Here is a 23,698-nt window from a genome sequence, read left to right as displayed (position 1 = left end):
CGTGCTGGCGTACAACATGAAGCGGGCGATCAAGCTACTCGGTTCAGAAGCGGTTATGAAGGCGATGAGGGCGTGATGCCCGTACGGGGTTGTTGACCCTTTGCGATGTGTTCGACCGTGATTTGACGTTTGGGTTGCCGCAATCGAAAAGCCGTGACCTGCGCCGAGACAGGTTTCGTCAATTCCCAGTCGCCAGCCGTTTTGACACACTCTGGGCCGGATCGAGGCAGTGTCACCCGTGATTCGCTCGCCGCAAAGCGGTCGTTGAGCAAGGGGCTATGAGACCCCGGGCATATAAACTGGACGACGACCTCGAACGGCCGTTCATGGCTGACTGCTGTCCGACGCGGTCGGCAGAGACCGACCCAGAGCCGACATCCGCTGACCTGATCTCGCCGCCCTGAAGCTGCCGGTCGGACACCCTCGCAGTCACCCGTAGGGGGCCCCGCGGCGGAGGGCACACGTGGGCGGGGCAGCATTCAAGGTTATTGAGGCGCGGAGCACGGCTTGAGACCGTGCGGGCTCACCCCACGGGGAGCCCATCGTGCAAGCCACGGCGCGGCAGCCCCAGCGGGGCGCCGGATGGCGCCCCGCTCCCGCTACGAACGCCACTACTCCGAACAGACCACGCTGTACGGCCTGGTGCGGCTGCAAGCGGCTGTATGCGGCCAGTTTCATCGCCCACACAGAGGCCAGCACCGGGGCCGAACTGCCGCGCTTCACCAAGGAGGAGTTCGACGCCTTTCTCGAGTGCGGCATCCTGGCCTACGGGTTCTTGCGCCTGCGCTGCGGCTAATGTGGCCATGACAAGCTGGTGGGCTTCAGCTGCAAGCGGCGAGGGTTCTGCCCCTCATGCGGCGCGCGGCGGATGTCGCAGACCGCGGCGCACCTGGTGGATCACGTCATCCCCGTTGTCCCGGTGCGCCAATGGGTGCTGTCGCTGCCAATTGCGCTGCGCGTGCTGCTGGCCGCGCAGCCCGAGCTGGTCACGCCGGTGCTGCAGGTGGTGCAGCGCGTGGTCAGGCGCCATCTTCTGGACGCTGCCGGGCTCAAGGCCGGCGAAGGCCACGGCGGCGCCGTCACGCTGATTCAGCGCTTCGGCTCGGCCGCCAACCTCAACATCCACCTGCACCGCCTGGTGCTGGACGGGTTGTACCGCAACGGTGCCGATGGCGTGCCTGACTTCGTCGAGGTCGGCGCGCCGACCGACGAGGAACTACCGGTTCCCGGCGCGAATGAGTACCACCCTTCGCGATCGCAGCGCCGACCTGCCGGACTGGATAAGGCATCAGGCATGGAAGGCGCAGTTGCGGCTGAGTGGCTGCGTACCGTTCGTACACGCGGCAATTTCCAGCGCTACTAAGTTGTCGAGGGCGGGTTCAGTGAATACTCACGTTGGCCGCGCAACCGCTTGCGCCTCCCTCCCGGCCCGATTATGATTGCGCTCCAGATGCAGCGCGCTCTGAAGCCGGCTCGCGGGCGTCCGGGTCTTGCGTTGACCGATCGGGAGGATGCCGTGAACAGGATCACCTTTCCCATCACGCAGCAGACCACGGACGCGATACTCGACGATCTGCAGGCCGCGCTGAGCGCACTGCTGCAACGCGAAGCGATCCTGCGCCAGGATCGCGAAGGTGCGCACCGGCTCGATGCGCTCGTCGCGCGCGATCGCGAAGTGGGTCGCTTCGGCGACGGGACAATGAAGACCGTCTCCGTTCTGCAACGCGAGCACGACTTGACGCCGACTGGCATTGTCGACGAGCGGACCGCCGATCTCATCAACCGACTCCTGCAAGAGCTGGGTTTGCTCGCTCGCGATCCCCAGCCGCCCCCGCCGCCGGAACATCCCCCCGAGCCGCCGAATCCCCAAGGCCCGTTGCAACCGCAGGAGCCACCGAGCCCACCGGACTCGAATCCCCCGCTGCCGGAGTTCCAGCACCTCGTGCGCGGTGTGGTGCGCTATCAAGACGGGCTCCCGATCCCGCAGATCGAGGTACGCGCCTTCGACATGCAGCTGCGACGGGAGACGCCTCTCGGCGAACCTGTTGTCACCGACGCAGACGGTTTGTTCGAAATCTTCTATTCCGTCGAGGAGATGCGGAGCCGCGGTCAAAACGGCCCCTCGCTCATCGTGCGCGCTTTTGGAAAGCGCGACGGTGAAGCGGAAGGCAACGTCCTTGCAGAGTCCGATATCCGGTTCGAGGCAGCGCTGATCGAGAAGGTAGTGCTCCGCGTCGAGTCCGGGCTCGACCATCGCTGGTCCCGCTTCGAACAGCTCGTGTCGGAGATCGCGCCGCTGCTCGATGGTGATTCGATCGCGAACCTTACCGAAGACGAGCAGCGCCAGGAAATCTCGTATCTCAGCGGCAAACTCGGCATCGAACTTCAGGAGATCGCGCAGCTGGCCGGCGCGCACAAGCTCGCGGAGCAAACAGGCATCCCGCCCGAAGTGTTCTATGCATTCGCGCGGAAGCGGCTGCCTTTCACCCTGTCCGAGATCCTTGGACAAACAGAGGCGCGGCGGAGGACTGCGCTCGTTGCTGCTATCGCCGAGTTGCAGATCTCCGGCCGGCTGCTGCAGGACTTCGACAAGTTCGAGGCGCGCTTTCGCGAATTGGCGGCCGAACGTTCGGTCGCACGCTCCGATTCGGGCAACGCCGCAGGGCCGCTAGCGGCAATGCTCGACGCGGCGAAGATTCCGCCCGCGGCGCAGCAGGAGATCGCCGCGCGCTTCGTTGACCACAAAGGTCGTGTGCGCTCGCTGTGGAAGTCGCTGGGCGAGGCCGGCGACTTCCGCGACCACGTTGGAACCGCCCAGCTCGCGCTGCAGGTTGGCACGCTGACGGGCGGGAATACGGAGTTGGCGACACGGTTGCTCTCCGGCGAGCGAGCGATCCGGAAAGTCCGCGACCTCGCCCGACTCACCCAAAGCGACTGGGTCGATCTGGTCGATCAAAAAGACGCCGCGGGCAACCGCAACTTTCCAGAGCAGATCTCCGGCAAGGACGACGACGAAAAGGCTGTCCGTTACGCGGGCGTGCTGTCGCGGATGGTCCGCGAGGCGTTTCCCGTGGAGACGCTCGCGCATCGGACGATCGCCGATGAGAGCGCGCCGGTGCCCACGCGGGCCTTCTTCCGGAACCTGGTCGAAAAGGCGGGCACGCCAAGGCTCGATCTGGCACGGACGCCGATCGACAAGTTCATCGACGCGAACCCCGCGCTGGTCGAGGGTATCGACGACAAGAAGGGCCTGATCCGAGATCTCAAGGCTCGGCAGCGGCTGTTCAAGGTGGCCCCCAACCACGAAGCGATGGCCCCGTTGTTGCGCGCGGGCCTCGATTCGTCGGCGGCGATCACGCGCATGGGCCGCCGCGATTTTACGCGACAGTTCTCGATGCCGCTCGGAGGCGAGGTCGAGGCGATGAAGATGCACGCGCGCGCCGAGCATGTCGTCGCCGGCACACTCGACCTGATGGCGAACTTGGGGCCGTGGCTGCGCAATCCGACGTACGCGCTTCCGCAATCGACCCCCGATGTCGAAGGCGCGCCCGACTGGAAGGCGCTGTTCGGTAATTTCGATCTCTGCCGTTGCGAGCGCTGCCAGACGGTCCACAGTCCGGCAGCGTTCCTCGCCGAGCTGATGGCGTACCTGAACGAGCGGAAGGTGCAGCGTCCCGGGGATCCGGCGCTCACGACGTTGCGCACGCTCCTCTTCAAGCGCCGTCCCGATCTCGGCGACATCGAGCTCACGTGCGACAACACCGAGACGCCGCTGCCCTACGTCGATCTCGCGTGCGAGGTGCTTGAGAGCGCCATCGCGCCGTTCGCGCCGTTCGAGATCGCGGGTGCCGTAAAGGGCGAGCTCGATGCCGCCGCACTCGACGCTACCCGCGACGAATTCGCTAACAACCAGTATCCGCTGACGCCGGAGCATGTTGCGATCGTCGTCGAGGAGGGCCAATCGTGGCTCGTCACCGATCACCGCCGGCTGTTCCGCGTCGCGATGGACAACGGCCACCTGATGGTCCGGGCGATCGGCTGCCAGACTTCGGGAACCCCCGAAGAGCTGGCCGCGAATCCGCAGCACGTCAACCCCGCGGCGTACGAAAAGTTGGCGAGCGCGGTACACGGCTGGATTCTGCCGCTCGACATGCCGGTGGAAGAGGCGCGGGTGTGGCTCGACAAAGGCGGAAGCACACGCGAAGCGTTGATGCGTGCCTTCCAGCCGCTGGCGAATCCGATCGACCCGGATGACCTGTCCATCGCCGGGGAGACCATCGGCCTTACCACCGCGCAGATGCAGATCGTCACGGGGACCGAAGCCCCTTCCCACGACCCTTGGGAGTACTGGGGGCTCGAGGAGGACGGCAACAAGATCGAGGTTGCGGATCCGTCGGACTTTTCGAGCAGCGTTATCGCGACGCTGCAGTGGGTCGACGCGCTCGCGCACGTTGACGTCTTCCTTGCGCGTTCAGGGCTCGAATACGACGATCTCCTCGGCCTCCTGGCGACGCGACTCATTAACGCCGGCGACAAGCTGCACGTCGGGTCCGTCGACGACAAGGATCCCGCGACGTGCGATCTCCGCAAGCTCACCATCGAGAACCTCGACGCCGATGCCCTGCAGCGGATGCATCGCTTCGCGCGACTGTGGCACACGCTTCGGTGGACGATGCGCGAGCTCGACTACGCGATCGACGTGTTTGCGGGAAGCATCGTCGATGCCGGCAAGCGCATCGACACTGAGCTCGTCAAGCGACTCGCCGCTGTCGAACGCATCCAGCGGAGATCCGGGGAACCGCTCGATCGCGTGCTGGTTCTGTGGGGGACGATAGATACGCGTCGGGGCCGCGACGATCCGCATGATCCGGCCGCTGCCGACTCGCTATACGATCGGCTGTTCCTGAATCCCACCGTCAACAAGCCGATCCAGGCGGCGTTTGCGCTCAACGCGGAGCGCACCGAGCTCGCGAGAATCGGAGCTCTCGACGACTTCGTGCCGACACTTTCGGGCGCGTTCGGCATCACCGCCGCGGAAGTCAATGCAGTGCGCGGCGCCGCGCTCACCGACGGCAAGCTCAACCTCGGTAACCTTTCAACACTGCTGCGTTGGGCAGTGCTCTCGAAAGTCGCCGGACAGCCGATCGACGACCTGCTGCGCTGGATTGCGATCGCAGGTGCCAAGCCGTTCGACGCGGCCCATCCGGAAACGACGGTCGCGCTGGTCGAGGCGATCGACGCCGCGACCGCTGCCGGCTTTAGCGTGTCCGAGGTCGATTACCTGCTGCGGCACCGGGACAACGCCGCGTCGCCGCTCGCTCCGGCGCCGGAATCGATCGGCACGACGCTCTCGGCGCTGCGCGACAGCCTCCACAAGATCCAGGACCAGGTGGTCGTCGAAACCGACGCCGCTGGCGAGCTGACTCGGAAGTATCTCGGCCTGCTCAAGTGGGATAGTGCGCAAGTCGAGCTCGTGGTATCGACGCTGAACGCGCCGTTCCCGTTCTCCGCGACGGTGAGCGGACTGCCGGCTGGGATCGCGTTTCCTGCCGCGTTGCAGACGCGGATTCGCTGGGACCCCGCGCTTGCCGTGCTGCGCTACGCGGGTCCGATGAGCACCAGCGACCGCAATGACCTGGCCGCGGTCGCGGTTCCGGCAGCGGTCCAGGCAACGTATGTTGCGGCCATCGACAACCTGAAGGCGCAGTCCGATGACTTCGCCGCCGCGGTTCGCGCGGACGAACGGCCGGTGTTCCGGGAGCCGCTGGCGCAAGCGTCGATGCCGGCGGCCTCGGCAATCCCGCGCGCGCAGAAAGGCCGCCTTTTCTACGACCGCAAGACGAACGAGCTTTGCTATTCAGGGCTGATGCTGCGCTTGGCCGCAACCGAGTTGCAGGCGATTCCCGGTGCGAGCGCCGCGTTCAAGGCTGCGATCGAAGCGCTCCGCGTTCAGTCCGCAACGTTCGTGCCCGGTGCGGCCAACAGCTTGATCGCCGACGCCGACCTGCCGGCGCTGCTCGCGAGCGATACGAAGCCCGATGCGCGATTCGCCACGCTGCTCGGCGTGCTGGTGCCGCGATTGCGTCGGCTGCTCGGCGAGGAACAGGTGCGACAGGCCCTGTCTGAGGCGCTCGCCGCAGCACCCGCCGCGATCGAGCAGCTGGCCAACTCGGCGACGATGGATGCGTTCCTCGCTTCCGAATTCGTCGATAGTCCTGCGAGCCTACCTACCGACAGAGCCCGCTTCCCCGCGCTCTTCGATGCTTACGTCCGCCTGGGCAAAACAGCGCTCGCAAGCGACCGGCTCCATCTCTCGGGTGACGCGCTCGAGCAATACCTTCGCTGGCTGCCCACTGTGCCGAAGCGTGACGTGCCTTGGACGAATCCCGTCGTGCAAGCAAGCTGGCTCGACATTCGGTCGATGCCGCTCGTTGCGAGCAATGCGCCGGCAACCGAGGCCTTCGCGGGCCTTCTCCGGTTATGCACCCTCGATGTCCTGAAGCGGTCGATTCGACCGGGTGGCGATCTGTGCGTGGAGACGGTGCTCGATGGCGCGCGGGAGTCCGGCTTGGCAGTCAACGTGCTCGTTGACCGTACGGCAACCGCGATCGAACGGATCGTCGGCTGGCCGGCTGCCGACATCAAGGCGCTGCTCGGCGCCGACGGCCTTGGCCTGACGATGCCCGATGCGTTGCAGGACGAAGACGGGCTCGATCGGATCGCTCGCTGCATGCAACTCGTGCGGCAGTTGAATGCCACCGCCGAGCGCGCTCGTCAATGGGCGAAGGCCAGCCTCACCGACGACACGCCGCGGCAGATCAAGGAGACGCAGCGCGCAAAGCGCGGCGACCGCGAGTGGAACGAGCTGGCCGCTCCGGCCCAGGATTTGCTGCGCGAGAAGCGTCGTGCAGGGCTGGTCGCCTACCTCGTAACCCGTGCGCCGATCGTCACGCGGACCGACGGCAAGCATGCACCCGCATGGCGCGACGCCAACGGTCTCTACGCGCACTTCCTGATCGACGTGGAAATGTGCGCGTGCTTCAAGACCTCGCGCATCAAGCAGGCGATCAGCTCGACGCAGCTCTACGTCCAGCGCTGCCTGCTGAATCTCGAGGACGGCGTTCTCATCGACTCGGCGGACGATGCCTGGCGCGACTGGCGATGGATGAAGAACTTCCGCGCGTGGGAAGCGAACCGCAAGATCTTCCTGTTTCCCGAAGACTGGCTCGAAGGCGAACTGCGCGACGACAAGACGCCGTTCTTCCGCGACTTCGAGAACGAGCTTGCGCAGAACGACCTCACCGATTCCACCGCTGAGGATGCGTTCCTCCGCTATCTCGAGCGGCTGTATTCTGTTGCGCGGCTCGAGATCGTCGGCGTCTACGAGCAGGATGCAGCCGACGGGTTGCAGAACGTGCTTCACGTGATCGGCCGGACCACGGGGGCGCCTGCCACGTACTACTACCGGCAGCGCGTCGGGTCCGGCCGCTGGACCGCGTGGGAAAAGGTCGAGCTGGACATCGAGGGCGACCACGTGATTCCGATCGTGTGGAATCGGCGCCTGCATCTCTTCTGGGCCCTCTTCGCCGTCAAGGCCAACCCGGCGGTGCCCGCAAAGGACACTGCAGGACCTCCGCCCAGCAAGTACTTCGAGATCGGTCTCGCGTGGAGCCAGTATCGTAACGGCGGCTGGACGCCGAAGCGGACGACGCGGATCCACGTCAAGACCGATGTCGCCGTCTCCGACGACGCGGACGACGACGGACGCAACAAGCATATCTTCTTCACGAGCATCGGCAGCGACGGGCTGCGTATCTGGCCCGAGTGGGACAACCCGCAGAGCACGTACGCGACGCTCGTCAATGACCAGTACAACGGCGTCCTCGAGATGCCGAACGTGTCGCCGTATGCAACCGTCGACACCTTCTTCTTCAGCTCCGGCGGCGGCGAGCCGATCATCGAAACGGGTCGCCGCATCTACGGCGTGTACAACCCGACCGGAACGCAACTGCGCGCGATGCGCTTCGAAGAAGGGCTCGAGGCGATGATCACGGTGCCGATCCCGCTGCAGACGGGAGGGATGATCAACGTACCCATCCTCTCGACATTGCCTTTCCCGCCGCTGCTGCTGCCGAGCGACGGGACTACCAACAAGCAAGAGCCGGCGCTCAACAATTCACCTGGCAGCGTGCCGTTCGAAGTTGCGTTCGCGCACCAAGATCGATGGCTGTCGGGACGCCGGCCGTTCTTTTTCGAAGACCAGTCGCGCGCCTTCTCCGTCGATCCGGAAGACGTGAACGTGACGCTGCTCACGTGGTCGATTCCGGAGCTGGTCGATCCCGGAAAGTTCCACATCATCGTCGATCACTACTACGGNGGGTCGAAGCCCAAGCCGAAGCCGCCGATACCGTTTGCGGGGATCGTGCAGCCTGCCGCTGTGGCGCTGCAGCCGGTGGGGGGCGGTGCTGCGCCGGTCTCTATGCCGCTCTACCGCAAGCTCGAAACGATGTTGCCGGACACGGTGCGCTCGCCGGCCGCAGCACGCAAGGCGGCGCGCGAAGTGAACATCGCCGCGGCAAAGCCGTGGATCGACGTCGCCGAGATCATCAAGCCCAAGCAGCTGCTGCCGCTCACGCGACGCTCGAAGCAATATCGCTTCCGTCCGTTCTACCACCCGTACGTCAACGACTTCATTCGCGAACTGAACCGCGCCGGCGTCGATGCGCTGATGACGCTGTCGATGCAGGCGCAAACCGCGAAGCCGTTCACCGACTACCAGCCGACTGCGCTGGTGCACCCGGACTACCCGATCGAGAACGTCGACTTCTCGCCCATGGGCAGCTACTCGCAATACAACTGGGAGCTCTTCTTCCACGCTCCGTTGATGATCGCGGTCAGGCTGATGCGCAACCAGCGCTTCGAAGAGGCGCGGCGCTGGTTCCACTTCATCTTCGATCCTACGAGCACGTCGCCGGAGCAGGTGCCGGCCAAGTTCTGGCGCACGAAGCCATTCCACGACATGACCCGCGACGACTACGTCGCGCAGCGAATCCAGCAACTCATCACGCCGAAGGCAGACGGACAGCCGAACCCGCAACTGATGCAGCAGATCGCGGAGTGGCGGCAGAATCCGTTCTCGCCTTACGCAATCGCGCGACTACGCTTCACCGCTTTCCAGCAGTCGGTGGTGATGAAGTACCTGGACAACCTGATCGCGTGGGGCGACCAGCTCTTCCGGCGCGACACAATCGAGTCGATCAACGAGGCGGCCCAGCTCTACCTGCTGGCCGCTGAGATCCTTGGGAAACGGCCGCTGGAGATCGCGGCGCGCGCGAAGCCCACGGTGCACACCGTCAATTCGCTCGATCCTGCGCTCGCCGGTTTCTCAGACAAGCTGGTCGACGTCGAATTCATGATCCCGGTGCCGTCGCCCGATTCGGTGATGCTGTCGAAAAACTCGGCGACGCTCAAGGTGCCGCAGATCCTCTACTTCTGCGTCCCACCCAACGAGAAACTGCTATCGTACTGGGATACGGTCGCCGCTCGTCTCTACAAGATCCGCCACTGCATGAACATCGAGGGCGTCGTCCGCCAGCTCGCGCTGTTCGAGCCGCCGATCGACCCGGCGATGCTGGTGCGCGCAACGGCGATGGGTGTCGACATCGGCAGCGTGCTCAACGATCTCGATGCACCGCTGCTTTACTACCGCTTTACGCACCTCGCGCAACGGGCGACGGAGCTTTGCACCGAAGTCAAGGCCCTGGGTGCCGCGCTGCTCTCCGCGATCGAGAAGCGCGACGCCGAGACGGTGGCGCTGCTTCGCTCGAGCAACGAAATCGAGCTGTTGCGCACGGTCCGCGATACGCGCGAAGCGCAGCTGCGCGAAGCCCGCGAGATGCTGTCGGCGCTCGAGAACGCGAAGACGGTGACCGAGGCACGGCGCGATTACTACCGCGACATCGAGCGGATCAACAGCAACGAGCAGCTGCACATGGACAAACTGTACAGCGCGCATGTGCTGAGCGAGGTTGCCCAAGGAATGAATGCCGCGGCATCGGTTGCCTTCATGGTTCCCCAATTCGACGTCGGCGTCGCGGGTTGGGGATCGAGCCCTACGGTCAAGGCGAAGTTCGGAGGCACCAATCTCGGTCACGCGCTGCAGGCCGCTGCGGGCGTGGTCAACATGGTTACCGCGATCCATACTTACGAAGCCAACAGCGCACAGATAAAGGGCGGCTTCGATCGGCGCTGGGACGAGTGGAAGCACCAGGAGAACCTGGCAGGACTCGAGCTCAAGCAGATCGACCGCCAGCTAGAGGCCGCGCGACTGCGCGTCACCATCGCGGAAAAGGAACTGGCCAGCACCGGCTTGCAGATCGACCACGCGCGCGCGGTCGACCAGGCGATGCGCACGCGCTATGCCAATCGCGAGCTGTACGAATGGATGATCGGGCAGATCTCCGCGGTGTACTTCCAGGCCTATCAACTCGCTTACGACGCCTGCAAGCGGACCGAGCGCGCATTTCGTCGCGAGCTTGCGGTCAAGGTATCCGGCTTCATCCAGTTCGGCTATTGGGACGGATTGAAGAAAGGGCTTCTCGCCGGCGAACGGCTGCTGCTCGACCTGAAGCGGATGGAATCCGCCTACCTGGACCAGAACCGGCGCGAGCTCGAGATCACCCGCCACGTATCGCTCGACCTCCTGTATCCGCAGGCGCTCGTCAACCTGCGCGAAAAGGGCGAGTGCTTCTTCGAGCTGCCCGAAGCGATCTTCGACATCGACTTCCCAGGACAGTACATGCGCCGGATCAAGGCTGTGAGCCTCAGCATCCCCTGCGTGACCGGGCCGTACGCCAGCATCGGCGCGCGCCTGACGCTCCTGGGCAATCGCGTTCGTACCGAAGCCGATGCGCAGGGAACGTACGCGTGGCAGGGGCCCGACGACCCGCGGTTCGTCCAGGATCTCGGCGGTATTCAGTCCATCGCCGTCAGCAACGCGCAGCAGGATGCGGGCATGTTCGAGCTTAACTTCCGGGACGAGCGCTATCTGCCGTTTGAAGGGGCAGGGGTGATCAGCCAGTGGCGGCTCGAGCTGCCGCAGGAACTGCGCCAGTTCGATTACGACTCGATCTCGGACGTGGTCGTCACCTTGCGTTACACCGCCCGCGACGGAGGGGCGACGCTGCGTAAGGCGGTCACCGACAGGCTGCTCGAAGCGTTGAACTCGATCCAGGTCGAGCAGGGGCGCAAGGGATTGTTCCGGCTGTTCAGCTTCCGGCATGACTTCTCGGATCGTTGGGCTCGTTTCACGACCGACGGCGCGCAGCCACTCATGCTTCCGCTCCACGCGGGGCTCTTCCCTTCGATCGAGTCGCTCGATGCCGCTCAGGGCAACACCGTACGCAAGCTGGTCCGCATCAAGCGCGTTGCGCTGCTGATGAAAACCAAGCCTGGTTCACCATACGATGGCGATGGCGATCCAATGCGGTTTGACCTGACCCGACCCGGCGCCGCCCCCGCCCAGCTCGATGTGCAGCAACTGCCCGGCAGCCTGGATGCGAATGCGCAGGCCCTCGTCGACCTGGGCGCAGGGCTCACGCTCGGGGACGATCCGGACCAGCAGACGTGGAAGCTGGCACTGGCAAGCCTGCCGGCGGTGCTCACCAAGCAGGTCCCACAGCCTGGCGGGGGCAATGCACCCGTGCTCGATGCCGACAAGATCGAGGACATCGGCGTGCTCGTTAGCTATACCGTCGGCTAGCTATGGCAGCGCCGGCATTCATCGCACCGATCGCCGCGGTGACACGGCCCGCCGCGATTCGTACGGCAGCCGACTGGCTGTCACGCACCGCCGCGCGCTTGCGATTACCCGTGCCCCGACACTGCTCGGCGGTGCTCGGGGCCGCGTTTCCGCTGCCGATCCAATCACTGCAACGCAAGCCGAACGCCCTCGTCGCGGATGGACCGCCGCTCGAGGCGTCATTCGTCGCCGGCACCGATGACGTGTTTCGGCTGGACTTCGAGCCGGGTTGCAGCACGGACTCGCCTGTCGAGCGCAGGGATGTCGCAATCAAGTTGTTCGCGGATCTGGTCGGTGGCGCGTTCGACAGTGGAGTCTCGTCGGCGGCACGTTGCGCTGCGGTGGCGCTCGCGACATCGGCGCTCGGCGAACCGCAGCGATTCGGCGGTTTCGTTGGAATGACCATCGGCAACGAAGGATTTCGCGAAGCCAAGCTCTACAGCGAGTGGACGACAGACGTTCCCGCGGTCATTCCGCGAAGGCTGGCAGCAGTCGTCGATACAGCGCTGTCGAGCATCCCCGGCCTCGTCCCGCTATTCGCATCGACCAGTTGCACGCGCGAACATTGCGCACATCGGTTATATCTGCTCTGCAACGCCGATTTCACGATGCATACGCTAGTCCCTGCAATGGAGGCATCGGGCCTTTCACACCGGCTACCCGATGCGGCGTTGCGGCTCGCTCCTTTTCTTTGCGATGGTGCGACCGCGCCGCGTGGCTCGACCGTGATCTCGTTTCGCGACTCGCCCGCAGGCATCGAATGCAAGGTTGAGTTGCTGGCCCGTGCGCTGGAGATTCGCGCTGACGTGTTGGGCAACCGCGTCGTGCAATCGATGGAGACGCATGAGCGGGCAGGGCGCGCCTACGGTCGATGGGTGGCGGCGATCGGTGCGACGACGAGCGACGTCAACGTGATAGGCGTGCGAATCGAGCACGCGCAAACGGCGCACCTCGGCGTGTATGTCTCGCCGCGGTTCGATAGGCCACAGTGACCGACCTGCTCGATGCGCGGCGCCGGCAGGCGGCGGAGGCCGCGGCGCTGTTGTACGACGCAGGTGCGCATCGGGTGTGGGTGTTCGGATCGACTGCACGGCTCGACGTTCGCGACGCGCGCTCTGATCTCGACCTGGCCGTCGAGGGAATGACGGAGGCGCAGATCAAGTCGATGCGCGAGGCGTTGCGCACCCGATTCCGGTGCAAGGTCGACGTGGTCAGCATGGAGCGGGCCCTGCCAGAGCTGCGACAGGGCATTCTGAAATGTCGAGTGCTGATGCGCCCGGGCGAGCCGCTGCCGGTCGGCAACGCCACGCTGCCCAGCACACGACGATCGACAGCACCGATCCGCAGTCTCAACGACCTGCGCTATGAAAGCGTCCTCGGAATCCTGCATGACCACGCTCCGCGGCGCGTTCTCGATCTCGGTTGCGGACCGGGCCGCCTGATCCAACGCATTGCAGAGCTGCCTTCGGTCGACCGCATCACCGGCGTGGATGCATCGTCCACGGTGCTGGGCGTTGCGCGTCGACGACTGGCGCCGCTGATGCATGCGGACCAGCGCCCGGCGGTGAAGCTGATTCTCGCGCTCGCGACCAACCCCGACCCGCGCTTCCTGGGACACGACGCGGTGGTCGCGATCGAGATGATCGAGCACCTCGACCCGGCGCGACTGAATGCGTTCGGGCGCATCCTGTTCGACTATCTCCGTCCACCGCTGATCGTGATCACCACGCCCAACCGCGAATACAACGCGCGCTGGGGCAACGAGGGCGTTCGAGATCGTGACCACAAGTTTGAATGGACGCGGGCGCAATTCCAGTCCTGGATCGCGGATGCCGATCGCAATTCTGTCTATCGGCATGCGTTCGACGACATCGGCACGCCGATCGCGGGCGCCGGAGGGCCGACACAGCGGGTCGTCTGCGCGCGCCGCGTTTCACTCTAGCCGGACGCGTCCGCGAATTTCCATGTCGTTGGGGCGACCCATGTAGTGATCGAGGATGCGCGCCTCGATGTGCTGCTTGTCCCAAGTCGACGCTCCCTCCAGGCCGATGCACTCTTCGGGTGTCGCCTCGCGAGTCATGCCTTCGGAGTCGTAGATCGTGCACTTGCGGAAATCGACCAGGTCCTGCCTGTAGCGCACCACAGGCTTCGCGACCTCGCCGCTTAGCGGGCGCTTACCGAGCGCTGCCCATCGTTGCGGGTCTAGTTGGCGTACCGACTGGATGAACAACACGGGCTTCGACTCGATCTCGCCCAGGTCAGCGCGGGGGTCCGTCGTGCGGAAGTCGTAGAACGCGATGTAAGAGTAGTCAAGCGCGCGGCCATAACCGAAGGTGCCGTCGGCCAGAGGGATTCGCAGGAAAGTACCGATCGGGTATGGGCTCGATTTTTTTGGCATGCTGTTTCGATGGGTGAGTTAATCGCGTTGGTCTATGGGCTTGCCGGCTTGTCGCCCGTGTACGGCGCCATCGGGCCGAACTTGAAGTCCGACACCGCATGGAAGGCCGGTCCTGCCGGATTGTCCTTGGCGACGCCGCGGACGGCGTTCTCCGTCAACGCCGGGCCCTTGCCCGTATCGGACTGCGCGCCTCCGATGAAATTCTTGAGTCCAAGCCGGTCGGCCTCCTTCTTTCCATGGAAGTCGATCAGTTGCTGCTCGCGGCCGCGAATGGCGATGTAGCCGATGTCCCGATAACGATCCGCATAGTTTACCGCGAGCCCTACGGCGTACTGGTCGCGCTGCGCCTGTTCGAAACCCGCTCCGTGAGTTTCCTCGGACTCGTCCTTGTGGTGATTGGCGTCGCGCGCCGCCACGGCCGCGTCAGCTTGCGGCTCCCATGGCTTGTCTAGGTCGATGATCATGCTCGTGCGACCCGAATAGGTGCGCTTCGTGGTGTTGTTGTACTTAGTGTACGTCACGTAAATGCGGCCGAGCCGCGGGACCTTGTCCTTGTCCTTGTCGGGGTCCGGCTGTGGCTGTGGTTGCGGCGCAGGCTGCGGTTCCGGGAACGGATCGATTTTGATCTTCCGCACTTCGCGAAGCACCGGGAAGAATTCATCCCGATGGATGCCCCATGGGTTTCCGGTCTTGACGATGTTCGCGGAACGCTGCATGTAATTGCGCACCGCGAGCGCTTCAGCGAAGGCGGCGACGACCTGTGCCGCCAAAAGCGCCGAGGCCGCGCCGGCCGCCAACCCTCCGCCGGCGACGCCGCCGGTTCCGCCCACCGCAGGGGCCCCTTCCGCAACTGCCGTTCCGGTTGCAACTCCGGCAGTTCCTGCTCCCGCGGCGGCTGCCGCCGGCGCTGTACGAGCGATCGCACCGGCAACCGTCGCCGCGATGAGCCGGAGCGTTTCCGGATCCAGGTTCTCCTCGCCGGCATACCTGCCCGTCGGGTCGCTCAATCCAACCGGATTGTTTCGGCAGAATCGGTACAGGTTGAGGCCGTCGGCGATCCCCGATGGGTCGGCGCTGCACCATCGACCGAGCCAAGGGATCGCATACCGCGCACCGTGGTAATAGAGCCCGCTCTCCTCGTCGCGCTCCTTCCCCGTATAGCGGTACCGCTTAGGGGTCTCGGTCTGGTTGCGCACGGCTTGGAAGGTCGATGCCCCGAACGGCGCGTATTCTTCGTACGAAACGATCTGCGCCTGCTGGTCCAGCTCTAGGGATGCCGATCCAAGATGGTTATCCAACTGATTGCGAACGAGCTGCCTCGGCGCCGGATCATTGCCGGGAGCGGGATGCGTCCGTGTCTCGATCATCGCGACGCGCCGCTTGTCATCCATCACGTGCAGCGTCTCACGCTCGAGTGTCGCGGCGCCGGCGCCGATCGCGCCGCCATGCGTGCGAAAGATCTCGAAGCCGCCGAGATAGATGCGCTCCTCGACGAGGCCGACCGACTTCTCCCACACCTTGCGCACGCGCTCGCCTGAGCTGTCGTAGACGTAGAACGCCGTGCCGCCGCCACCCAGGTCGGCGCGCTGTAGCCGATCCTTGCAATCCCAGGCGACGTTCGGACCAGGAGCACCGGCGCCCAAGTGCGCCAAACGCACGATGTTCCCATGCGCATCGTGCAGGTACTTCTCGGGCTGCGTGGTGGTGCCCGCAGGGTTGACCGTCGTCTTCGATAACCGGTTGCTGGTCTTCGACTGTGCGCCGCCGCCTTCGGTCAGGCTCGCCTCGAGATACTCGGAGCCACGCGTCCAGCCGGGCGCATCGGCGCAGGTCCGATGATGGCTCGTCGACGCGAAGTTTCCAGCAGCGTCGTAAACGTACTTCTCGCAGTACCGGGCAACCAGGTCGCCGTTGTTCGGATGCGGCTGCCGCACGCGCAGAGCATCGTCGTGCGAATGTGCGAGCTGGTCGCCATTCGGTCCCAGCTTTTCGCGTCCCGTCGCCTGGATCAGCTGGTACAACGCATCGTAGGTGTAATCGTTCGATGGATCGATGCGCTGGTTGCTGAAGAATACGCGCTGTTGCGCATCGTCCCGGATGTGCGTGACATTGCCCGCCGCGTCGTACGTATAGCGAAGATTCTGCAGTCCGCAGGCGTTACCCGCGGCGGGCGGCGTTGCCGGCGCCGGAACGGTAGGCGGCGGCGGGGATGGGTTGTCGCAATCGCCGGCGAAGCCATTGCTCTGCGCGGTCGGCGGATCGACGCCGCGACGCGTATACAGGTGCTTCAGCCGGAACGTCTCGCGGTCGTAGGCGTAAGTCGTCCGGATCACAGTCGTGTCGGCGGTGCGGCGGTCGATCAGCAGCCGCTGACCCTTCGCGTCGTAATCGATGTCCGCGATGCCGACTGGCGAAGGCGCATCTTGCGCCGGATCGATGAGGCCACCCGGCTCCGCGCCCCGTTCCAACCAAACGTCGACGCGCTCCAGCAGATTCGCTTCGTTGAATTGCGGCTGCAGCACGTTGATCTTGCCCGGCCCGATGTTGCTGTGCGGCGCGATCGACTGGGTACGACGATTCAGGGCGTCGAATCGCGTACTTGCCTCGAACCGCTCCGCGTCGAGCGACGGTTGGCCGGCCCAGTCGGCAACGCTCTTGTAGTCGCTCAGCAACCGCCGCGTGGTATGGAGGAGATTGCCTTTGAAGTCGAACGCCGCGACGGGGTTGCCTGCGTCATCGAGACGCGCGTTGAAGAGGACACCGGCGGTATCGGAACGCTGGTACATCCGGGTGCGCAGGTTGAGTCGCTGCGCTTCGGTCTCCTGCGTGGCGGTCGCCTTCAGCGAAGGCTCGCCGTATTCCATTCGCTCGTAGGCGATGTCGACGTTGAGCGTGCGCGGATCGGATTCCGCCGTCGTGCCCCGAACGCTCTCCTGCACGGGGCGGCGCAGCGCGTCGTAGGCGGTGATGAAGTTATGGCCGCGGCTGTCCCATGCTCGGATCGGCTTGCTGCTCGCATCGTTCAGCAACCAGCGCCCACCGGCTTCCATGCTCGATCGACGGATGCAATGCCCGAGCATGTCGAACGACTGTTGCAGCACGATGCGGCCGAGCACGTCGCCGTTCTGAACGACCGCGTCGCGCACGGTCCGCTGGTTGCCTTCAATGTCGAGCTCGGCGCGCGACGCGAGCGTCTCCCCGCTGCCGTCCAGCGGATGGCCGGCGCAATCCACGCGATTGCGCGCCAGTGTCAGGAACGTTCGACCGAGCGCGTCGAAGTGGGCGGTCGCCGGCGTGTCGGCGTGGCGAGCTGCGCGTTGTGCGGCGTTGCGCTCGTCCACGCCAAGCGCGCCGCCGATGCGTTGCGCATGCCATGTCTGCCACGATTGGCGCTCGGCCGATGGCATTGCATCGAAATACCTCGCGACATAGCCGGCGACATCCGGATCGGTGCGCGGATCGCCAGTCTCTTCGTTGCGCGCCGCGCAGGTGTCGTTGACATCGTAGGTCGTCTGCTGCCACGCGTCGAACCGTACCTTTTGGTACGTGTGGTTGGGATGCAGCGTCGCAATCACGCGCTGCAACGGGTCGTAAAACAGCACCGGGCTCACGCCCGCCCGCACTCCGAATTCGTAACGGTGCGTTGCACTGAAGAACGGCTCGTATTGCCGAATCGGCTTTCCCTTGTTGTTGAAGATCGTCCAGCCGCTTGCGACCCATCGCGGATCGATGATCGGTGACAGCGGATCGTCAACGTCGAGCGGACCGGGTTCAGCCTGCGTCTTCCTCTGGATCTCGCGGCCGAAGCCATCGGAGTACGACAGGCTCACCTGGATCCGCAATCCATGCGGCGGCAGCGGGCTCGCGACGTGTGTCTCGCGCGTAAGGATCGCGCCGCAAACGGGGTCCCATTGCGACGGATCACCAGGATGCGCGCGTCGCGAAACGTAAAACCTGTCGAGGTCGTAGACGACACGCGTGGTGGCGCCCTTCAACAGCGATTTGGCATGCGCGAGCGGATCGTCGAAGAAGTCGTTCGTGTCAGTCGCGCTCAGGTCCGCCACAAATCCCGCGAGCGTGTCACCCTCGACCGGAGCGGGCGCCGGCTTGCCCATGACGGCAGTGCCGGACACCAACCCGAGCGCATCGAACAGGACGGCCGACTGGTTGCCATTGGCATCGCCGATCAGCGCCGGCTGCAGCGTCCGGTAGTCGTTGGCATCGACGCTCGTAAGATTGCCGAGGGCATCGCGCGTCCCGACCATCAGTAGATCGTAGGCATCGAAGTCGACCCATGCGTCGTGGCCGAACGGATTGCGATAGCGACGCACGTTGAAGAAGTGCTGCCGCGCCTGCGCGAGCTCCATCGGTGCGGTGTCGGCGGGGTCGACGCTGTGGAACGAACGCCCCGACGGAATCCACCAGCGATCGTCAGGATCCGCGGCGGGGAATCGACCATCGGCCTTGAGGCCCTGGCTCTGGACGTACCCGCCCTGGTCGCCGTCTTGTCCCCCAAGCACCGCTGTGACATCTGGCAACAGTGCTTCTGCCAGTTGGCCCGGGCGCGGCCGCTGGAACACCTGGTCGATCAGTCCGCGCGTGAACGCGAGCTTGTAACTTTCGCCAGTCAACCCCAACGCCTGTTGTTTGCCAAGCTCAAGCAGCCCGCCCAGGTCGTCTCGCCGATAGAGCGAGCGTATCCATTCGATTGGCCGGCGCCGCCCATTGCCGGTCGGCATCGCCTCGTATTCCACCTCCGGCGCGATGAACTTATGCCTGAGGCGCCCGGGATGAGCTGGGTCGTCCTCGACGAAATCGGAATCGCGATACCGTCCCGCGCTGCCAGTCGGCGCATAGCGCGTGAGCTCGAACGTCACCGACTCGCACGATTGCGGGCTGCGATAGTCGCCGCCGTCGTCGATGGCATTGGTGACGCGGTTCTCGGTGTAGGTGATGAGCGGCGTCAGCTGCCGATCGCGATCCCATTCCGTCGCAAGCGGCGATGCGCGGCGGTCGTAGCCGATCATCGCGCGCTTGAGGACGTTGCCGAAAGCATCGACTTCGAGCGTCAACGTGTGATCGATCCGTGGATCCGACGCGCTGCGCTCGTAGTGGCGAGCGAGCGTCTCGCGCGGGTGCGTGAAGAACACTGCGTGGCGAGTGGGATTGCTCGAATCACCGGCGCCGCGAACCTGCAGCAGGACAATGGTGAAGTTCTGCTCGCTGACCGTGTAGGGCGTCCGCGACCGCTGGATCTCCCCGTCGGTCGCATCGGGAGAGTCCGCGTCGTCCGCGTAGACCTCCTCGCGCAATATCGCGCCCTTCAGCGCACGGCAGGCCTCCTTCTCCTCGTCGAGCGTCAGACCAGGCGGAACGATCGTATCGTCGAGCAGGTCGGCGCGCGCAGCATCGGTCGAAAGACCCGGCTCGCGGAAGTACTCGTCCTCGAAGTGTCGCGACACGCGCGAACGCAAGCGCCACGCGCCTGTGTGGAACCACGTCTTCTTGTGCACCGGCGGCACGTGCGACGCGGCATCGATGTTGTCGGCAGGAATGTTGCCGCCCGCGAATGCGGCGAGCTGCTCGGTATCCCACTGCTCGACCATCCCGAAACCGCGGAACTCCCGCTCCTCGCCATCGAAACAGCCATTGTGATACGCATAGCGCGTGACGAACAGGTTCCTACTCACCGCGTCGTAGGTTTGGACACGCTCGACCACGTGAACCGGGAACGGCAGCCGGGTGATCCACGGCTTTCCATCGCGACGGTCCTGCACGTAGAACCGCGTCGACGGCGCGTATGCGATCCGCGTCTCGGTGCCGAGATTGTTGACGGTGCTGACGAGCAGGTGCGGCTTGCTCGCGCCCATCAGGTTGATGTAGCGCATCGGGCGTGCTGCATCCGACGGCAGGGAAGACGACCAGACCAGGCACGCGGTGCCGTTGCCCAGCAGGTCGATCGGCACGATGCTCGCAAGCTCGTCGACGCGCGGCGCCGCACGCATCACGTGCGGTGCGCTCCACCCATTGCCCGACTGGTTGAAGTACAACCGGATGCCGTCGCGATGAAGATAAATTAGGTCACCGGTTCCGCTGCCATCGATGTCCGCGACGCGCACGCGCTTCTGCTCGAACTGATCCGGGTTGTCGAACCACGGCCCACCGTCCATCGTGACCTTGGCGCCGAAGCGGCAGTAGCCCAGGTTCGGCCAATAGCAGACTTCGCCGTTGCGGATGCGGACGATGTCGGCGAGGCCGTCGCCGGACATGTCCGCCAGGTAGATTGACTGCGTCCCGTCGGCGAATACGACACGCGGACCCTTTTCTTCGTCCAGCATTTTCGCGACGCGCCGTGCCGGCCCGAATCCTTCTTCCGCGAGCGATGCATGCCAAACGAACGCCTCGTCGTTGCTGACGAGAATGTCGGCATGCCCATCTCCATCGAGATCGATGAGCCGGGTGTTGGGATCGTGCGGGTTGCGCTGCACGTGCGACATCAGCGGACAAAAGCGCTCCCAGCCCTCCTCGTCGTCGTGCTCATACAGTCCTGCCGTCGGCCCCGACAGCACGACCACGTCGGGCTGCCCGTCGCCGGCCAGGTCCATGATCTCGGCACCGGCAGCGAGCGTCACGTTCGGCATTGATGCCGCGCGCTCCAGCGGTGCGAACTTCGCCTTGACGGTTTCCCGGCCATCCGCCGTTGTTACCGGCACCGGGCTCCAGTTGCGCTTGTAGAGCCATGCGCCCGAGCGCTCGATGAGGATGCCCGAAAGGCCTTCTCCGTGCAGATCCACCCACCGATACGTCGACCCGTCGATGCCTATCGGCAAGTTTTCGAGGCTTTCGGGATCGACCGCTTCGACCGTGTCCTGCACGACGGGCTCGGTGTATTCGAATTCGATCGGCGGCCAGCTTCGCCTCGTCGTCCCATCAGCCGTCTGGTTCCACCCGGTCTGAATGTATTGCGTGAGGAAGCTGTAGTTCGGCTTCGAAGCAATGGCGGGATCGATCTCGTCATCGTAGGTGAGCTCGATGCTGCGCACGACGCCGCGATATCCTTTGTCACCACCCGCCGGCAGGTCCGCAATGTGGTGGAGCATCAGCACGCGTTCGCAACGCCTGCACGTGCGCACCTCGAAGCCTGCGCGATAGCTCGAGAACGCGTCGGGGCGATAGAACCACGCCTTCTCCGGCTGGCCCAACGGATCGTCGACGTCGAGCTCGCCGTAGTCGAAGCGCACCTCGAACATCCAATCGGCCGCCGTGTCCGTCGGCGGTTGTTCGAGGTCGCTCAGGTTGCGCGGCCGCTTGCCTCCGTCCAGAAGTGACCCGACATTCCCGTACAGCACGCGATGCGGATAGCGCTGTGCGCTGCGACGCGGGTCGGACAGACTACCGCGGTTGCGCTGATGCGCCTGCCCGAATGGGTCATCCTGGCCCGCGCGCGGCTGCCACGCGCCATCCTCGTCTTTGTACAAGTAGCGAATGCCGTTGCCCTTGTCGTCACGTGACTCGCAGATCAGCCACGAAAAGATCCGCGTCGGATCGAGCGGGTCGACGATGCGCGAATGCGCGTCGCAACCATAGAGCGTGAGGACGTTGTCCTTCGAGATCGAACGCCAATGCATGTCGCCGGGCATCGCGGTCCGGGTCCAGCGCTCGATGCGTGCGAACAATCCCTCGATCCGCGGTCGATAGCGCCGCACGCGGAAGCCGTCGATATCGTCTTCGTCGATGCGGCCGTCCGCACGACGTACGGGCACCAGGTCTTCGCTGCCCGACAGGATGAAGACGTCGGAGTCCGCGCCGTCAAGATATTGCGGAAGCCCCTTGTCGGTCTTGCGCGTGATCGTCGGCAGCGAGAATCGCCAGCCGAAACCGAACGGGCCGTTGCCGGCGCCGGAATCGTACGATAGTGCGAGTTGCGGACCGAACCCCGAACGCCCGGGACTTGTCGGGATCGGCAACCATATCGTGCCTGTGCCCGTGACGGGATTGTTGGCGAATTTCTCGCCGATGCCACGGATCGCGCCGCCGCCCTTGGGCAACTGGATCGTCGGGACCGATGCGGCCGGTGACGAGACCTGTTCGCCGGTGGGAGAACCGGCGTCGGGCGTAGGGTTGGCCACTGCTAAGCCTCCCAGGTTAGGTCAGGCTCGGGAATGCAAGTCTTGGCGGGCGTCGACATCAGGTCGAACGTCTTCCGATGATAAGGGATACGCGGCGTGACGAGACGGTGAATATTCACGGTGCGATTGGACGCTGGCGTAGGCGAAGAGCTGCTGCGTCTGGCATCGTTCCAGGCCAAGCCAGATGGCAAGGTGACGTCGTGCGCAGACGGCGGATTCCGCGAGTGCGTGTTTCGGAAGCGGCGTCTTACAATTACAGTTTCTGCATGCGCCCAGGCATCATGTTCACCGACATCATTCAATCCACCGGAATCATCCAGTCTGCCACGCCGCTCGCTCGGCGGTGATGATGCTGGCGTCCGCGGTCGCTCCGTCGCCGGCCTACGTGAATGGAGCCGTCACGGTGACGACATCGTTGAGCGTCGTCGCGTCTGGCAGCGGTCAGCAGACCGGATCGATCGTTGTCGGCGATGGCATCACCAACTGCACGATCGTGCTGCCCGTGACTTCGTGCGTGTTCATTCCGACGGCTCCGGGCTCGAAGACGCTGACTGCATCGTATGCGGACGATTCGAGCTTCGTGGGCAGTACTGTGCCATCCGTCGCGCTGACCGTACAGACCGGAGCAACTCAGAGCGTGCCCACGGTTGCTCCCAGCGGGACCGGTTCCGTGACGATCATCGACGACGGCGATTTCGTCAATTGCGGGGCGACGTGTTCGCTGATGCTCGTCCCGGGAAGAGTTGTGCACGTTGCTCACCGCCAAGATGCAAGATCGAAATTCCCTCGCCGTGCGGATCTTGCTGGCCTGCGGCGTCCGCGTTTCTGACCTCTACACCGCGAAGTGGGACGACGTTCATCTCGACGAGGGCCGGTGTCGCATTCCGGCCCGCTTGCCGCCCGACACGATACGCTGCGGTCGCCGTCCTTCATTGTTCGCTAAACTCAGCCGTTGGAACGTCGCCAGGCGCTGAGATGGCGGATGACAGCCTGCGAGTCGCCGTTCCGCTCATGCAGACGAGTGAGATGGCGCAACGCTTCCTCGTTCGCTGCGTTGATCTCGAGGCAGCGCGCGTACGCCTGCATCGCCTCGTCGACCTGTCCCATTTCCTCAAGCAGCATCGCGTGACTCAGTGCTGCCTGGTCATTTTCCTTGTTGATCTCGACGCAGCGTAGAAAACTCGCGGCCGCATCTTCGAGCCGGCCGGCCTCCTCAAGCAACACTGCGCGGTTGTAGTGCAGGAGTTCGGCGTCCGCAAAATGTTTCAGCGCCTCATCGAATACCTTGAGCGCGTGCGCGCAACGGCCACTGTCCTCGGCGATCAGCGCGCCCAGGTTGTTGTAGGCGTGAAAGTCCGGCTCCGGTGACAG

The 23,698-nt window shown here is 64.6% G+C and carries 8 protein-coding genes and 1 pseudogene; 6 read left to right on the top strand and 3 right to left on the bottom strand.

The window, feature by feature from the left end; all coding sequences use genetic code 11:
* Nucleotides 1-808: 808 nt before the first annotated feature.
* The 5 genes and pseudogenes from F759_RS45300 to F759_RS40280 all read left to right on the top strand — a co-directional run.
* Nucleotides 809-931 (top strand): annotated as a pseudogene (locus tag F759_RS45300) (transposase zinc-binding domain-containing protein); the annotation flags it as partial.
* Complete coding sequence (locus F759_RS45295) at nucleotides 920-1,363, top strand: transposase (RefSeq protein ID WP_407668565.1); 444 nt, start codon at nucleotides 920-922, stop codon at nucleotides 1,361-1,363. The pseudogene F759_RS45300 and the gene F759_RS45295, both read left to right, overlap by 12 nt.
* Before the next feature lie 72 nt (nucleotides 1,364-1,435).
* Nucleotides 1,436-11,761 carry a Tc toxin subunit A-related protein gene (locus F759_RS0132225; RefSeq protein WP_027803468.1) on the top strand — a complete coding sequence of 3,442 codons (10,326 nt, stop codon included), beginning with the start codon at nucleotides 1,436-1,438 and terminating at the stop codon, nucleotides 11,759-11,761.
* A 2-nt stretch (nucleotides 11,762-11,763) separates the two neighbouring features.
* Nucleotides 11,764-12,792, top strand: coding sequence for a hypothetical protein (locus tag F759_RS0132220; RefSeq protein ID WP_027803467.1), 1,029 nt, complete (start codon nucleotides 11,764-11,766; stop codon nucleotides 12,790-12,792).
* Nucleotides 12,789-13,742, top strand: a complete 954-nt coding sequence (locus F759_RS40280) for a methyltransferase domain-containing protein (RefSeq protein ID WP_027803466.1) — start codon at nucleotides 12,789-12,791, stop codon at nucleotides 13,740-13,742. Before F759_RS0132220 ends, F759_RS40280 begins: the two co-directional genes overlap by 4 nt.
* Here the strand turns inward: F759_RS40280 and F759_RS0132210 are convergent.
* Nucleotides 13,734-14,198 carry an Imm26 family immunity protein gene (locus F759_RS0132210; protein WP_027803465.1) on the bottom strand — a complete coding sequence of 155 codons (465 nt, stop codon included), beginning with the start codon at nucleotides 14,196-14,198 and terminating at the stop codon, nucleotides 13,734-13,736. The genes F759_RS40280 and F759_RS0132210 overlap by 9 nt on opposite strands.
* 32 nt (nucleotides 14,199-14,230) lie before the next feature.
* Nucleotides 14,231-22,327: a SpvB/TcaC N-terminal domain-containing protein gene (locus F759_RS39180; protein WP_051377534.1), complete on the bottom strand. Its 8,097-nt coding sequence runs from the start codon at nucleotides 22,325-22,327 to the stop codon at nucleotides 14,231-14,233.
* A gap of 403 nt (nucleotides 22,328-22,730) precedes the next feature.
* Here F759_RS39180 and F759_RS43115 point away from each other — a divergent pair, with 403 nt between their 5' ends.
* Nucleotides 22,731-23,156 carry a hypothetical protein gene (locus F759_RS43115; protein WP_161633347.1) on the top strand — a complete coding sequence of 142 codons (426 nt, stop codon included), beginning with the start codon at nucleotides 22,731-22,733 and terminating at the stop codon, nucleotides 23,154-23,156.
* Between the two features lie 116 nt (nucleotides 23,157-23,272).
* Here F759_RS43115 and F759_RS0132195 read toward each other — a convergent pair.
* A partial coding sequence (locus F759_RS0132195) for a tetratricopeptide repeat protein (RefSeq protein ID WP_027803463.1) occupies nucleotides 23,273-23,698 on the bottom strand: 426 nt, incomplete at its 5' end.

It is taken from the genome of Paraburkholderia dilworthii, from assembly GCF_000472525.1.
GTDB classification, from domain to species: domain Bacteria; phylum Pseudomonadota; class Gammaproteobacteria; order Burkholderiales; family Burkholderiaceae; genus Paraburkholderia; species Paraburkholderia dilworthii.
Note: the sequence above shows the minus strand (reverse complement) of the source record. Positions and strands in the feature narration are given on the sequence as shown.

Coding starts and splice junctions, on each gene's coding strand:
- F759_RS0132220 (WP_027803467.1), top strand. CDS start 11,764: ATGGCAGCGCCGGCATTCATCGCACCGATCGCCGCGGTGACACGGCCC.
- F759_RS0132210 (WP_027803465.1), bottom strand. CDS start 14,198: ATGCCAAAAAAATCGAGCCCATACCCGATCGGTACTTTCCTGCGAATC.